Genomic DNA, 13,774 nt, shown 5'->3' with positions numbered 1-13,774 from the left:
CCGCACCCGGGCCTGCATCTTGCAGTGTCTTCGCGGTGGGCCCACAGGGGGCGCGGCAGGGTATGGACATGCACAGAGACGAAGGCGGCACGGTACGCTCGGTGGAACGCGCGCTGGCGATAGTCGAGCTGCTCGGCGAACACCAGGAGCTGGGGCTGGAGGAACTGCATTACCTCACCGGCCTGCCCAAGGCCACCGTCTCGCGCCTGCTGCACACGCTCCTGGAGCAGGGCTGGCTCTACCGCGGCCTGTGCGACCGGCGCTACCGCCTCTGCTCCCGGAGACTGTTCGGCGACCCGCGCCAGCGCTTCAGCCGCCGCCTGGTGGAACAGGCCGCGCCGCTGATGCAGGAGCTCTGCGAACGTACCGGACTGGTGACGGACCTGTCGTTCTTCGACGGCGATGACCTGTTCGTGATGGAAAGCGCGATTCCCGAGGTGCTGCGCAAGCGCTATCCGGCCAACCGCCTGGTCATCGGCCTGCAGGCCAGCCTGTTCCAATCGGCCATGGGCAAGGCCTGCCTGGGCGAACTGGACAGCGACGAGGTGCAACGCCTGGCCCTGCGCCACCGGCTCAGCGGCGATGAGCTGCTGCGGGTCCACGAGCAGACCCATACCCAGGGTTTCGGCGAGCGCACCGAGGGCACCTGGGAATATGCCGTGCGCCTGCCCTTCCTGATCCGCGCCGTGGCCCTGCCGATCCGCAGCGAGGGGCGCCTGGTGGGCAGCATCGCCCTGCACTGGCCACGGGATACCCATAGCGTGGAAAGTGTGCAGCAACGCCATCTTGGCAGCCTCGCCGAAACCGTCAGCCAGTTGCAGCACTGCCTGATCTGACATTCAACGTTCCTGTATCCAGGAAGTTTCCGAACCTCCGTGTTCGGAAACTTTCTCTCGCCTGCCAATTACATGATCGAAGTTGCCGATTCCACTGCGTGGAACCCAATTGAATTGCCCTTTATTCGCCTGTTTCGACAATAGAGCCCGGCCCGAACATCGGCCCTGTCGTCAAAACAAGAAAATAAGGTGATGAGATGCGCAACGTTCGCTGCAGGTACCTGGGAGGGATCGCCGGGTGCTTATTGGCCGGGAGTGCCGGTGCCGATGGCTTTATCGATAACAGCCTCACCACGCTGCGTTACAGCCAGTTCTACTGGAAGGAAAACGACGGCGGCGGCGTGGGGCCCACCCGCGACGAATGGGTCCAGGGCACGCAGTTCAGTTTCGTTTCCGGCTGGTATGAGGACGTGCTGGGCCTGGACTACAGCTATGGCCTGGCCGACGACCTGAACATCGGCAGCGACGCCAACAGCATTACCAACCTCGAGCCCGACGACTCGGTGCAATCGCCCCATGGCCTGGCCAAGCCCATCGAGGCCTACCTGCGCGGCCGCCTCCAGGGCGATGCCGGCGACCTGGTGCTGGGCGGCGGCAAGAAGGTGCGCCGCTATGCCCAGTACTTCGACGACACCACACGCATCCTCCCCGCCGCCACGCTGGGCGTGGACGCGGACTACCGCCTCGACGGCCTGAACCTGCGCTACAGCCATATCAAGGAATTCAGCCCGCGCAACGAGAACGGCTGGGGCGACGACCTGACCAACTTCCGCGGCGAGAAGATCGACAAGCTGCAGCTTTTCGCCCTGGGCTACCAGTTCCCCTTCGGCAGCCGGCTGCTGGCCGAGTACGCCGAGTCCGACGACTACCTGCGCGCCGCCTCGCTCAAGGTGGAGCACAGCATCGACCTCGGCGCCGGCCGCTTCCTCGACCTCTATGTCACCAACGGCATGCAGCAGGACGCCGGCGACCTGTTCGAATACGACGGCGTGCCCGGACTCTATCGCGCGGAAACTTCCCACGACGCGCGTTACATCGACCTGTCCGCCAAGTACAAGACGGCCAATTACCACCTGGGCATGACCTATGACAAAGTTCGCGGCGACGACTTCGACCGGATCTTCTTCAGCAAGGATCATGGTGCCTGGAACAGCAGCGCGAAGCTGTTCTACTTCTTCGGCGTGGAAGATGAGGAAATGTTCAAGCTGATGGGCGGGACCAACTTCTCCGCCATTGGAGTCCCGCAACTGAGGCTGGATGTCCATTACGCCTTTTCCGACCATGCGGCCGGTTACGACGGATTCTCCCGCCGGGAATTCCAGAGCCTCTTGCAATACAACTTCGAGGGCATGTTGAAGGGCCTGAGCCTGGTCTGGCTGCACAACGAATTCCACACCAAGGGCCAGCCGGACGGCATCGAACGCACCAGCGCCTCCCGCGGCCCGGCGGGGATCATCACCCACAATGCCGAGCGCTTTTACCTGAGTTACATCTACAGCTTCTGAGCCCGCCCCGACCGCGCAGGTGGATAGAAGAGCGCTATCCACCCTACCCGCAACTGCGCCACCACGTAGGGTGGATCACGCTTCACCGATCCACCATCGCAGCCCACCCCGAGCATGCTGGTGGGGAAAACAAAAAGCCCCCAGGCTGCTGCAGCCTGGGGGCTTTTCATTGAGGGGCAGTACCTCAGCGCATATTCAGCTGCTGCTGCAGGTTCTGCACCTGGCTTTGCAGGGCGCTGATGTTGCGGGTCATCTGCGCGCGGAAGGCGTCGAACTCGGCGGTGCTGGTCCCCTGGGACGGTGCCGGGCGGTTGTCCAGTTCGCTGCGCAGCACCAGCAGGTCCTGCTCCAGGCTCTTGATCGCCTGGTTCGGGTTGCCCTGCTTCTTCAGGGCTTCGATTTCGCTGCCCAGGCCTTTCAGGCGGCTGTCGAACTGGGCAATGTCGCCCTGGGCGGCCTTCAGCTTGCCCTGCTCGGCAGCGAGGCTGTCCAGCTTGCCGCTCAACTGGGCGCCCACCTGGCTGGCGGCGCCCTGGGCGGCCTTGACGTCGGCGGCGAGCTGCTCGACCCGCTTGCCCTGGCTGCCCACCTGGGCGCTGGTGTTCTGCTGCTGCTTGCCCAGCTCGGCCACCCGGGCCTGCAGTTGCTTGATCTGCAGCTTCATGGACTCGCTGCCGCTGGTGACGTTGGATTCGGTGGCCACCACCTTGCCGGAAATGTCCTGGATGCGGCCGGCGGCCTCTTCGCTGATGCGCGCGAAGCTTTCCTGGGTGGCAACCAGTTGCTGCTCCATCAGGCTGATCTGCTGGAAGCTCCACCAGCCGAGGCCGCCCAGGGCGACCAGCAGGGCGATGACCAGGGCCCAGAGCGGGCCGGTGCTGGCGCCCTTGGCCACGGGCGCGGCGGTGTAATGGCCATTGTGGCGATGATGCAGGGGCTCGGCCGCGGCCGGGTGATGACCGAACTCGTCGCGATCACGGGCATCGGTGGTCAGGCTGGGGACATCATCCACTTCGTCGAGGGCGTCGTTACGCATGGGGGAACCTTTGGAGAGAAAGCAGAACCGCGAATGCCCGGAAGTATACCGGTTCGCACGGCGGTCTTCAGCGTCGCGCCCAGTTGGTGCGGGTTGCACCGCACAGGAGCAGCGATCCTCGATTGACCACTGCAAAGCCCTGCGGTTCCGGGCCCTCCGGCCTGGTACGGGGCTTGCTAGCCAGTTGCCAGCCCCGACGCGGGGCATGCCAGGGAAGCGCAAGGCGGAGCGGATGGCTCCAGCAGGCTCCGAGCCCCTCGGGACGGGGGGAACGGAGCGCTCTTCGACCATGGGGGAAGAAGGAATGGAACTGACCAAGGCCGTGCTGGACTGCATGCAGACCCTGCGGCGCCAGCTCCGTGAAGAACAGGCTGTGGATATCCGTCTCAGCCAGCCCGATGCCATCCTGTGCATGCTGGGCGCCTGCGCCGAATCCCGGCGCGATGCCACCCGCGAGCTTGGCGAACACCTCAGCCGCCTCACCGGGGTGCACCTCAAGCCGCCGGCCCTCAGCGAAGCGGAACTGGTGCGCAAATACACCCAGTACGCCGGCCCGCTGCGCGGCTGACACAACGCGAAATGGGTCGCGAAGGCCTGGCCGCGCGCAGGTGTTTTCAGGGTTGCTGCGCGCCCCACCAGGCGCAGAACTCATCCAGTGCCGGCCAGATGCCCACCTTGGGGTCGTAGTCCAGGTACTGTCGCGCGCGACTGATGTCCAGGGAGAAATCCTTGGCCATCACCGCCACCGCCAGGCGGTGGAGCGACGGCTCCGGCCGGCCCGGCAGCACCCGGCAGACCGACTCGTTGAGCAGTGAGGCGGCGTAGGCCAGCCCGTAGGGCACATGGCGGGTCACCTGGGGCTCGCCGAGCTTGCGCAGGACGTAGTTGACCACATCCCAGAGCGGCACCGGCTGGCCGTTGCTGATGTTATAGGCCTGCCCCAGTGCAGGGCCGGTGGCCAGCAGGCCACTGAACAGGGCGTCGTTGAGGTTCTGCACGCTGGTGAAGTCGACCTTGTTCAGGCCATTGCCGATGATCTTCAGGCGGCCTTTGCGCTGCATGGCGATCAGCCGCGGGAAGATGCTGGTGTCACCGGCGCCGGTGACGAAACGCGGACGGAAGGCGATGACCTCCAGACCGAACTCCTCGGCGGCGAAGACCTTCTGCTCAGCCAGGTGCTTGGTGGCGCCATAGTGATCGGAGAAACGCCTGGGCAGCTGATCTTCGCGAATGCCCACATGGGACTTGCCGTCGAAGTAGATGGACGGCGATGACAGGTGCAGGAAGCGCCGGACCCGCTGCTTCAGGCACGCCTCGACCAGATTCTCGGTGACCTGGACGTTGGCCTCGTGGAAGTACTCGTACTTCCCCCAGACACCCACCGCGCCGGCGCAGTGCACCACGGCCTCGACACCATGGCAGAGGCGCAATGCCAGACCGGGGTCGGACAGATCGCCCTGGACGAACTCGGCGCCGCGTTTCACCAGATGCTCCACCCCCTCGGGACGGCGGCCGTTCACCCGCACCGCAAGCCCCTGCTCCAGGGCGAAACGGGCGAAACGCCCACCGATGAAACCGCTCGCCCCCGTCACCAGAATCTTCATCCACCACTCCCGGGAATTCGTCGTCGTGCCCGCGACTCTAGCAGCCCTTCTGCGGAACGCAGGTGGCGTCGCGAGCCAATCCTGCGACTCTGAACACCGGGGCTGCACAACGTTCCCCGGCACCATCTTCCGCTCTGCTCCTGACAGGTGGAGCCTTGTCCACGCTAGTCCGCCAATGGCACGAGCCAGCGCCCGGCCGCGCGGGCCAGGTGGTCGGTGAGCAGGCCGAGCAGCTCGCCACCGTGGCGCCAGTGGTGCCAGTAGAGCGGTACATCGATGGGACGGTCGGGAATCAGCTCCTGGAGTTCACCCCGTGCCAACAGGGCGCCCACCTGCTGTTCCGGCACCAGCCCCCAGCCCAGGCCACCTTCGGTCAGGCGCACGAAACCTTCGGACGAGGGGCAAAGGTGGTGAATGAAACCGCCCTCGACGCCGAGTGCCGCCAGGTAGCGGTGCTGCAGCGTGTCGTCCGGACCGAACACGATGGCCGGCGCTCGAGGCAGGGCCTCCGGCGTCACCCCATTGGGGAAATGCCGATGGAGGAAGTCCGGGCTGGCCAGGGCGCGGTAGCGCATGGCCCCCAGCGGCAGGCTGCGGGCGCCGGCCACGGGGCGTTCGGCAGCGCAGACGCAGGCCGCGACCTCGCCGGCACGCATGCGTTTCAGGCCCACTTCCTGGTCTTCGACCACCAACTCCAGCAATACCTGCTGCTCGGCGCAGAAGTCCCCTACCGCCGCCGCCCACCAGGTGGCCAGGCTGTCGGCGTTGAGCGCGATGCGCAGCCGCTCCGGCATGCCGCCCTCCTCCAGGGCCGGCACCTGGCGTTGCAGATCCCGCTCCAGCAGGCGCACCTGCTGCACGTGGTTGAGCAGGCGGGTTCCCACCTCGGTGGGTGCCGGGGGCGTGGCGCGTACCAGTACCGGCTGGCCGACCCGCGCCTCCAGCAGCTTGATCCGCTGCGAAACCGCCGACTGCGACAACCCCAGCAACTGGGCGGCTCGCTCGAAACCGCCCTGCTCCACCACCGCCGCCAGGGCGGAGAGTAACTTGTAGTCGAACAAATCAGTTTTCCTAATGACTGATCAGCAAGATTCGTTTTCCTTATACATCCTCCTACCCCAGACTCGCCACATCCAGACCCCTTCCATAAAAAGGAATCACCATGGCCGGCGAAACCGCTCTGACCACCCTGATCCGCAACCTGTCGCCACGACTCAATCCCGGCCAGTACGTGTTCTGCACCCTGGACGACGCCGAACGCCTCGAAGGCTGCACGCCGCTGGGCAGCTTCCGCGAACGCGAGGGGCTGACGGTGATCCTCGAGCGCGACGCAGCCGACCGCCAGGGCCTGGCCTACGACTACACCGCCGCCTGGATCACCCTGGAAGTGCACTCCTCCCTCAGCGCCGTGGGCCTGACCGCCACCTTCGCCGGTGCCCTCGCCCAGGCCGGAATCAGCTGCAATGTGGTGGCCGGTTACTTCCACGACCACCTGTTCGTCGCCAGCCGGGATGCCGAGCGCGCGCTGTCCACGCTGCGGGCCCTGGCGGCCAACGCCCAGTCGGAGTAATCACCATGTGGCAGAGCTACCTGAACGGCCTGTTGATGGCCGCCGGCCTGATCATCGCCATCGGCGCGCAGAACGCTTTCGTCCTCGCCCAGAGCCTGCGTCGCGAACACCATCTTCCGGTCGCCGCACTCTGCGTGCTGTGCGACGCCATCCTGGTGAGCGCGGGGGTCTTCGGACTGGCCACCCTGCTGGCGCAGAACCCGCTGCTGCTGGCCGTGGCCCGCTGGGGCGGCGTGGCTTTCCTGACCTGGTACGGCGTCCAGGCACTGCGCCGGGCCCTGAATCCCAATGCACTGAACCAGGCCAACGAAGCCGGGCCGCGCTCCCGTCGCACGGTGCTGATGGCGGCCCTGGCGGTGACGCTGCTCAACCCCCACGTCTACCTCGACACCGTGCTGCTGATCGGCTCCCTCGGCGCCCAGCAAAGCGTTCCCGGCGCCTACGCCCTGGGTGCCGCCAGCGCGTCGCTGGTGTGGTTCTTCGCCCTCGCCCTGGGCGCGGCGTGGCTCGCCCCGTGGCTGGCGCGACCCGCCACCTGGCGCCTGCTGGACCTGGCCGTGGCGCTGATGATGTTCGGCATGGCCGCGCAATTGTTGAACGGACTCTGAAGCGGCCGGGTCAAGATGGGATGGGCGTGCCAGAGGCCCTGGCAACGGCATGTCCACACAGTTGCTGCGTGGTTAAGCCCCTTGCCCGGTGCTATGATCCGAGCTTCGCGGCAAAAAAGAGTACGAACTCGCAGCCGCATGTTCGGCCGACCGTGAACGGCCCCGCGCCTGGCGCAAAAATCCCGACCTGATGAAGGAGATAGACATGGCTTTCGAATTGCCGCCGCTGCCTTATGAGAAGAACGCCCTCGAGCCGCACCTGTCCGCCGAAACCCTGGAATACCACTACGGCAAGCACCACAACGCCTACGTGGTCAACCTGAACAACCTGGTTCCGGGCACCGAATTCGAAGGCAAGACCCTGGAAGAGATCATCAAGACCTCCTCCGGCGGCATCTTCAACAACGCAGCCCAGATCTGGAACCACACCTTCTACTGGAACGGCCTGAAGCCCAACGGTGGTGGCCAGCCCACCGGCGCCCTGGCTGATGCCATCAATGCCGCCTTCGGTTCCTTCGACAAGTTCAAGGAAGAGTTCACCAAGACCGCCATCGGCACCTTCGGCTCCGGCTGGGCTTGGCTGGTGAAGAAGGCTGACGGCTCCCTGGCCCTGGCCAGCACCATCGGCGCCGGCTGCCCGCTGACCAGCGGCGACACTCCGCTGCTGACCTGCGACGTCTGGGAACACGCCTACTACATCGACTACCGCAACCTGCGTCCGAAGTACGTAGAGGCCTTCTGGAACCTGGTCAACTGGGACTTCGTAGCTCAGAACTACGCTGCCTGAGACCTGCTCCAGCGCTAAAGGAAACCCGGCCAACCGCCGGGTTTCTTCATTTTTGCGCCTCGTTCGTCGTCCAACCGTACGAGGGAGAGATCATCGGACAAGCCCTTGCGCCCGGCATGCTCCGCCGCCTCATGAATCGAGGGTGGCGCGGAAAGCGGCGGATAGTGGTAACGAGCTCACTGAATGAATAGTGGCATTCACATGCTGGCCCTTTGACGGCCAAGTCCTGTTTGCCAATACTCACATCGGTCTGACGCCTGGCGGCATCGAACAAGGAATCTCCATTTGAAGCTGGATCTCAAACACAGCCTGTCGCTGAAGCTGCTGCGCGTGGTGCTGCTGTCCGCACTGGTGGTCGGTGTGGTGCTCAGCTGTGGACAGATCGTGTTCGACATCTACAAGACGCGGCAGGCGGTCTCCAGCGACGCCAATCGGATCCTCGGCATGTTCCGCGACCCCTCGACCCAGGCCGTCTACAGCCTGGACCGCGAGATGGGCATGCAGGTGATCGAGGGGCTGTTCCAGCACGAATCGGTGCGCCACGCCTCCATCGGCCATCCCAACGAGCCCATGCTGGCGGAGAAGGACAGGCCACTCATGGAACTCTCCACCCGCTGGCTGACCGACCCCATCCTCGGCAAGGAACAGACCTTCACCACCCAACTGATCGGCCGCAGCCCCTACAGCGAGTACTACGGCGACCTCAGCATCACCCTCGACACCGCCCCCTACGGCGAGGACTTCGTCACCAGCTCGGTGATCATCTTCATCTCCGGTGTGCTGCGGGCCCTGGCCATGGGCCTGGTGCTCTACCTGGTCTACCACTGGCTGCTGACCAAGCCGCTGTCGAAAATCATCGAGCACCTGACCAGCATCAACCCCGATCGCCCCAGCGAACACAAGCTGCCCATGCTCAAGGGCAACGAGAAGAACGAGCTGGGCCTGTGGATAAATACCGCCAACGACCTGCTGGCCTCCATCGAACGCAACACCCACCTGCGCCGCGAAGCCGAGAACAGCCTGCTGCGCATGGCCCAGTACGACTTCCTCACCGGCCTGCCCAACCGCCAGCAACTGCAGCAGCAGCTCGACCATATCCTCGAGGATGCCGGCCGCCTGCAGCGTCGCGTGGCCGTGCTCTGCGTCGGTCTGGATGACTTCAAGGGCGTCAACGAACAGTTCAGCTACCAGACCGGCGACCAGTTGTTGATCGCCCTGGCCGACCGCCTGCGCAGCCACAGCGGCCGCCTCGGTGCCCTGGCACGCCTGGGCGGCGACCAGTTCGCCCTGGTGCAGGCCGACATCGAGCAGCCCTACGAGGCCGCCGAACTGGCGCAGAACGTGCTCGACGACCTGGAAGTGCCCTTCTCCCTCGAACAGCAGGAAGTGCGCCTGCGCGCCACCATCGGCATCACCCTCTTCCCCGAGGATGGCGACAGCACCGAGAAGCTGCTGCAGAAGGCCGAGCAGACCATGACCCTGGCCAAGAGCCGCTCGCGCAACCGCTATCAGTTCTACATCGCCAGCGTCGACAGCGAGATGCGCCGCCGCCGCGAACTGGAGAAGGACCTGCGCGAAGCCCTCAGCCGTGGCGAGATGCACCTGGTCTACCAGCCCCAGGTGGACTACCGCGACCACCGCATCGTCGGCGTCGAGGCCCTGCTGCGCTGGCAGCATCCGCAGCACGGTTTCGTGCCGCCGGACCTGTTCATCCCCCTGGCCGAGCAGAACGGCTCCATCATCCCCATCGGCGAATGGGTCCTCGACCAGGCCTGCCGCCAGCTGCGCGAATGGCACGACCAGGGGTTTTCCGAGCTGCGCATGGCCATCAACCTCTCCACCGTTCAGCTGCACCACGCCGAGTTGCCACGGGTGGTGAACAACCTGCTGCAGGTCTACCGCCTGCCCCAGCGCAGCCTGGAGATGGAAGTCACCGAAACCGGCCTGATGGAGGACATCTCCACCGCCGCCCAGCACCTGCTGAGCCTGCGCCGCTCCGGCGCGCTGATCGCGATCGACGACTTCGGGACCGGCTACTCCTCCCTGAGCTACCTGAAGAGCCTGCCGCTGGACAAGATCAAGATCGACAAGGGTTTCGTGCAGGACGTCCTGGAAGACGAGGACGACGCCACCATCGTCCGCGCCATCATCCAGCTGGCGCGCAACCTGGGCATGCAGGTGATCGCCGAAGGCGTGGAAACCGCCGAGCAGGAGGCCTACATCATCGCCCAGGGCTGCAACGAGGGTCAGGGCTACCTCTACAGCAAGCCCCTCTCCGCCCGCGAACTCACCCTCTACCTCAAGCAGGCCCGCCGCCTGAGCAGCGCCGCGTCCAACCCGGCAACGCTCTGATCCCGAAGTCCCTGTGGGAGCGAATCCATTCGCGAAGGGCCGACCACCGATGGTGGATCGATGAAGCGTGATCCACCCTACGAAGGGCGGGCAATGCGTAGGGTGGATGTCGCTTTTTACATCCACCATCGGAGCCCGGCCGAGTCACGCCTGGTGGATCGGTGAAGCGTGATCCACCCTACAAGAGCCCCGCCCCTGTAGGAGCGAATTCATTCGCGAAGGGCCGCGCAGCGGCCCCATCGGCCGGGCAGCACCTCACATAAGCCCCGTCGCCCGCAGCAGGTAGACGGTCGCCACCGCCCCGCCCACGCAGAGCACGGCGCCGAACAGGGCCTGCCAGCGGAACTGCCGGGCCAGCACATCCTCACCATGGCTGGCCAGGAGGAAAGGCCGGGATTCGGCCGGGCGGCGCATATGGTTCATGGAAGGCGCCGCGCTGGTGCGGCGGTGGCGGTCTTCGGCCTCCAGTTGCGCGGCCAGGCGCACGCGGCCCCACTCGGCCTCGTCCAGCTGACCATCGCCATTGCTGTCGAAGCGCGTCAGCAGGCCGGAGAAATCGCCTTTCCATTCGCGGATCACGGCGCCCTGGGCCGCGGTCAGGTCCAACCCCTGGCGACCGCCACCGCTGGTATGGAAGTCGCCAATGGCATAGAGCGGCTCGCCGGCATGCAGGCGCTCCTCGGTATAGCGATATTCGCCGCCGCCGATCCACGAGCCCAGGCCGGAAGTGGCAAGGCCACGCGGATGGCGCGAGCTGCCCTTCCACACCTCACGGGTGGACGGGCGCACTTCCGCGCCCCGCGGGTCGATCAGGCATTCGCCGGTGGCATCGGCCAGGCGCAGCCAGGCATCGCTGATCCCGCTGTCCACCACGCGCCAGCTCTTGCTCTTGCCGTTCTCGCTGTATTCCTCGATGCGGTAGCGCCACCAGAGGCAGGGCTTGCCCGTCAGCGGCGCGCTGAGCTGGCCGTCGCCCTGGGCATGCAGCATGCCGTAGAGCTCCACGTAGCCCTGGGCGGCGGAGCGGATCTTCGAGGTGGGGGTATCCAGCAGCAGCCGCGCCTGGGCCAGGCGGCGCAGGCACCACCAGCCGCCGCCGGCGAAGGCGCCGAGGCTGAACCCCAGGCTGACGGCCAGCCCGGCCACGTCCACGGCCATTTCAGCCGAACAGGCTCTTGAGGTCGACGTCGGCCTTCTCGGCCTCGCTGAACTCCAGCAGCTCGGCGGCCTTGAAACCGAACAGGCCGGCGATGATCAGGTCCGGGAACTGCTCGATGCGCACGTTGTTCAGGTTCACCGCCTCGTTGTACAGCTCGCGGCGGTCGGCGATGCCGTTCTCCAGGCCGCTGATGCGGGTCTGGAGGAACTGGAAGCTCTCGTTGGCTTTCAGCAGCGGGTAATTCTCCGCCAGGGCGAAGAGCTGGCCGAGGCCGGCGCGCAGGCCGCTTTCGGCCTGGCCGAGGGCGCCGATATCGCCCTTCTCGCGGGCGCTGGCCACGGCGTTGCGCGCGGCGATCACCCGCTCCAGGGTGGTGCGTTCGTGCTGCATGTACTGCTTGCAGGTCTCCACCAGCTTGGGCAGCTCGTCATGGCGCTGCTTGAGCAGCACCTCGATGTTCGACCAGGCCTTGCCAACCCCGTGCTTGAGGCGCACCAGGGCGTTGTAGAGGATCACCGCGTAGGCGGCGACGAGCAGCAGGATCACGATCAGGGCGACGCTGGTCAGACTCATGCAGGCTTCTCCTTCAGACTGCGGGGCATGGGGCTTGGCCGATTCTAATGGTGTTTGGCGGAAGACGCGGAGACCTTGCACACAGGGTTGCAAAACGCCCGAGAACGGCCTTTCCAAAAATGAAAATCTTTCGCATTATGTCGCGGTTTTCGTTGCGCAACTTCGCATTGCCATCCCCCAGAAGCAAAGGACCTCGCACATGATTCGTATGCCCCTGGCAACCGCCAGCCTGCTCGCCGTCGCCATCTCCCTCGCCGGTTGCGGCGACGACAAGAAAGAAGCCGCCGCACCGCAAGCCGCCGCACCGGCCGCCACCAGCACTGCCCCGGCTCCGGCTGCAACCGCCAAGGTCGACCAGGCCGAGGCCAAGAAGGTCGTTGCCCACTACGCCGACCTCGCCCTGGCCGTATTCACCGATGCCCACAGCACCGGCGTGAACCTGCAGAAGGCCGTCGACGCCTTCCTCGCCAAACCGAATGCCGACACCCTGAAGGCCGCCCGCGAAGCCTGGCTGACCGCCCGCGCGCCCTACATGCAGACCGAAGTCTTCCGCTTCGGCAACCCGGTGGTGGACGACTGGGAAGGCCAGCTGAACGCCTGGCCGCTGGACGAAGGCCTGATCGACTACGTCGCCGGCGACTACCAGCATGCCCTGGGCAACCCCGGTGCCACCGCCAACATCATCGCCAACACCACCATCCAGGTCGGCGAGGACAAGATCGACGTCACCGAGATCACCGGCGAAAAGCTGGCCAGCCTGAACGAACTGGGCGGTTCCGAGGCCAACGTCGCCACCGGCTACCACGCCATCGAATTCCTCCTCTGGGGCCAGGACCTGAACGGCACCGGCCCGGGCGCCGGCAACCGTCCCGCCACCGACTACGTGGTCGGCGAAGGCGCCACCGGCGGCCACAACGAGCGCCGCCGCGCCTACCTGAAGGCAGCCACCGACCTGCTGGTCGCCGACCTGGAATACATGGTCGGCCAGTGGAAAGCCGGCGTGGCCGACAACTACCGCGCCAAGCTGGAAGCCGAGCCGGCCGACGCCGGCCTGCGCAAGATGCTGTTCGGCATGGGCAGCCTGTCCCTCGGCGAGCTGGCCGGCGAGCGCATGAAGGTCGCCCTGGAAGCCAACTCCACCGAAGACGAGCACGACTGCTTCAGCGACAACACCCACAACTCGCACTTCTACAACGGCAAGGGCATCCGCAACGTCTACCTGGGCGAGTACAAGAAGGTCGACGGCACCACCCTGACCGGCCCGAGCCTGTCGTCCCTGGTGGCCAAGGTCGACGCCCAGACCGACACCACCCTGAAGGCCGATCTGGAAGCCACCGAAGGCAAGCTGCAGGCCCTGGTGGACAGCGCCGACAAGGGCACGCACTTCGACCAATTGATCGCCGCCGACAACGCCGCCGGCCAGCAACTGGTGCGCGACGCCATCGCCTCGCTGGTCAAGCAGACCGGCGCCATCGAAGAAGCCGCCACCAAGCTCGGCATCACCGACCTGAAGCCGGATACCGCCGATCACCAGTTCTGATCGTCGCTGCGGTAACCCAAGCGGATGCGGCCCAGTGCCGCATCCGCTTTTTTGTGCCTGCGCGCTTCTTGTAGGGGCGAATTCATTCGCCAAGGGACGCGCAGCGGCCCCCATGGGGCTTCCAGGGCATACCTGCGGCCTGCGTGGCGAATGAATTCGCCCCTACGGAAGTCCGTTCGCCACCAAGCCAAACGCAAATCCCTC

Annotated in this window: 13 protein-coding genes; 8 read left to right on the top strand and 5 right to left on the bottom strand. The window is 65.7% G+C overall.

The genetic code is table 11. From position 1 onward, the window contains the following. Nucleotides 1–68 precede the first annotated feature (68 nt). On the top strand, nucleotides 69–836 hold the full coding sequence (locus ACFPU0_RS27095; protein ID WP_377696381.1) for an IclR family transcriptional regulator: 768 nt from the start codon (nucleotides 69–71) through the stop codon (nucleotides 834–836). Between the two features lie 197 nt (nucleotides 837–1,033). After that, nucleotides 1,034–2,341, top strand: coding sequence for an OprD family outer membrane porin (locus ACFPU0_RS27090; protein ID WP_377696380.1), 1,308 nt, complete (start codon nucleotides 1,034–1,036; stop codon nucleotides 2,339–2,341). A 184-nt stretch (nucleotides 2,342–2,525) separates the two neighbouring features. On the opposite strand, the gene ACFPU0_RS27085 is transcribed toward ACFPU0_RS27090, so the two are convergent. Next, nucleotides 2,526–3,377 carry an ATPase gene (locus tag ACFPU0_RS27085; RefSeq protein ID WP_377696379.1) on the bottom strand — a complete coding sequence of 284 codons (852 nt, stop codon included), beginning with the start codon at nucleotides 3,375–3,377 and terminating at the stop codon, nucleotides 2,526–2,528. Nucleotides 3,378–3,681: 304 nt separating this feature from the next. Here ACFPU0_RS27085 and ACFPU0_RS27080 point away from each other — a divergent pair, with 304 nt between their 5' ends. Next, the gene (locus tag ACFPU0_RS27080) at nucleotides 3,682–3,945 is read left to right on the top strand and encodes a hypothetical protein (RefSeq protein WP_377696378.1); all 264 of its coding nucleotides are present in this window, start codon (nucleotides 3,682–3,684) and stop codon (nucleotides 3,943–3,945) included. Between the two features lie 46 nt (nucleotides 3,946–3,991). On the opposite strand, the gene ACFPU0_RS27075 is transcribed toward ACFPU0_RS27080, so the two are convergent. Further along, nucleotides 3,992–4,981 (bottom strand): NAD-dependent epimerase/dehydratase family protein, encoded by a 990-nt coding sequence (locus ACFPU0_RS27075; protein WP_377696377.1) that lies wholly within the window; start codon nucleotides 4,979–4,981, stop codon nucleotides 3,992–3,994. Nucleotides 4,982–5,145: 164 nt separating this feature from the next. Beyond that, nucleotides 5,146–6,042 (bottom strand): LysR family transcriptional regulator ArgP, encoded by an 897-nt coding sequence (locus tag ACFPU0_RS27070; protein WP_377696376.1) that lies wholly within the window; start codon nucleotides 6,040–6,042, stop codon nucleotides 5,146–5,148. A gap of 101 nt (nucleotides 6,043–6,143) precedes the next feature. On the opposite strand from ACFPU0_RS27070, the gene ACFPU0_RS27065 reads away from it, so the two are divergent. The 4 genes from ACFPU0_RS27065 to ACFPU0_RS27050 all read left to right on the top strand — a co-directional run bounded on the left by ACFPU0_RS27065 (nucleotide 6,144) and on the right by ACFPU0_RS27050 (nucleotide 10,298). Further along, the gene (locus tag ACFPU0_RS27065) at nucleotides 6,144–6,551 is read left to right on the top strand and encodes an ACT domain-containing protein (protein WP_377696375.1); all 408 of its coding nucleotides are present in this window, start codon (nucleotides 6,144–6,146) and stop codon (nucleotides 6,549–6,551) included. Between the two features lie 5 nt (nucleotides 6,552–6,556). Beyond that, the gene (locus ACFPU0_RS27060) at nucleotides 6,557–7,159 is read left to right on the top strand and encodes a LysE/ArgO family amino acid transporter (protein ID WP_377696374.1); all 603 of its coding nucleotides are present in this window, start codon (nucleotides 6,557–6,559) and stop codon (nucleotides 7,157–7,159) included. A 205-nt stretch (nucleotides 7,160–7,364) separates the two neighbouring features. Beyond that, nucleotides 7,365–7,946 (top strand): superoxide dismutase [Fe], encoded by a 582-nt coding sequence (gene sodB / locus ACFPU0_RS27055; RefSeq protein ID WP_377696373.1) that lies wholly within the window; start codon nucleotides 7,365–7,367, stop codon nucleotides 7,944–7,946. A 285-nt stretch (nucleotides 7,947–8,231) separates the two neighbouring features. After that, nucleotides 8,232–10,298, top strand: a complete 2,067-nt coding sequence (locus ACFPU0_RS27050; protein ID WP_377696372.1) for a putative bifunctional diguanylate cyclase/phosphodiesterase — start codon at nucleotides 8,232–8,234, stop codon at nucleotides 10,296–10,298. Nucleotides 10,299–10,553: 255 nt separating this feature from the next. Here the strand turns inward: ACFPU0_RS27050 and ACFPU0_RS27045 are convergent, their stop codons facing one another. Both ACFPU0_RS27045 and ACFPU0_RS27040 read right to left on the bottom strand, forming a co-directional pair. After that, nucleotides 10,554–11,456, bottom strand: coding sequence for a GIDE domain-containing protein (locus ACFPU0_RS27045; RefSeq protein WP_377696371.1), 903 nt, complete (start codon nucleotides 11,454–11,456; stop codon nucleotides 10,554–10,556). 1 nt (nucleotide 11,457) lies between these two features. Next, nucleotides 11,458–12,030 carry a LemA family protein gene (locus tag ACFPU0_RS27040; RefSeq protein WP_377696370.1) on the bottom strand — a complete coding sequence of 191 codons (573 nt, stop codon included), beginning with the start codon at nucleotides 12,028–12,030 and terminating at the stop codon, nucleotides 11,458–11,460. A 199-nt stretch (nucleotides 12,031–12,229) separates the two neighbouring features. Between ACFPU0_RS27040 and ACFPU0_RS27035 the strand changes: the two genes are divergently transcribed. Next, a complete protein-coding gene (locus ACFPU0_RS27035) occupies nucleotides 12,230–13,570 on the top strand; it encodes an imelysin family protein (protein WP_377696369.1) in 1,341 nt (446 codons plus the stop codon). Nucleotides 13,571–13,774 lie beyond the last annotated feature (204 nt).

This window comes from Pseudomonas sp. GCM10022186 (assembly GCF_042656385.1).
Classification (GTDB): Bacteria; Pseudomonadota; Gammaproteobacteria; order Pseudomonadales; family Pseudomonadaceae; genus Metapseudomonas.
This window is presented reverse-complemented; position numbering and strand designations above follow the sequence as displayed.

Bases quoted from the DNA above. Each gene is read 5' to 3' on its own strand.
- ACFPU0_RS27095 (WP_377696381.1), top strand. From the start codon at position 69: ATGCACAGAGACGAAGGCGGCACGGTACGCTCGGTGGAACGCGCGCTG.
- ACFPU0_RS27090 (WP_377696380.1), top strand. From the start codon at position 1,034: ATGCGCAACGTTCGCTGCAGGTACCTGGGAGGGATCGCCGGGTGCTTA.
- ACFPU0_RS27085 (WP_377696379.1), bottom strand. From the start codon at position 3,377: ATGCGTAACGACGCCCTCGACGAAGTGGATGATGTCCCCAGCCTGACC.
- ACFPU0_RS27080 (WP_377696378.1), top strand. From the start codon at position 3,682: ATGGAACTGACCAAGGCCGTGCTGGACTGCATGCAGACCCTGCGGCGC.
- ACFPU0_RS27075 (WP_377696377.1), bottom strand. From the start codon at position 4,981: ATGAAGATTCTGGTGACGGGGGCGAGCGGTTTCATCGGTGGGCGTTTC.
- ACFPU0_RS27065 (WP_377696375.1), top strand. From the start codon at position 6,144: ATGGCCGGCGAAACCGCTCTGACCACCCTGATCCGCAACCTGTCGCCA.
- ACFPU0_RS27060 (WP_377696374.1), top strand. From the start codon at position 6,557: ATGTGGCAGAGCTACCTGAACGGCCTGTTGATGGCCGCCGGCCTGATC.
- sodB (WP_377696373.1), top strand. From the start codon at position 7,365: ATGGCTTTCGAATTGCCGCCGCTGCCTTATGAGAAGAACGCCCTCGAG.
- ACFPU0_RS27045 (WP_377696371.1), bottom strand. From the start codon at position 11,456: ATGGCCGTGGACGTGGCCGGGCTGGCCGTCAGCCTGGGGTTCAGCCTC.
- ACFPU0_RS27040 (WP_377696370.1), bottom strand. From the start codon at position 12,030: ATGAGTCTGACCAGCGTCGCCCTGATCGTGATCCTGCTGCTCGTCGCC.
- ACFPU0_RS27035 (WP_377696369.1), top strand. From the start codon at position 12,230: ATGATTCGTATGCCCCTGGCAACCGCCAGCCTGCTCGCCGTCGCCATC.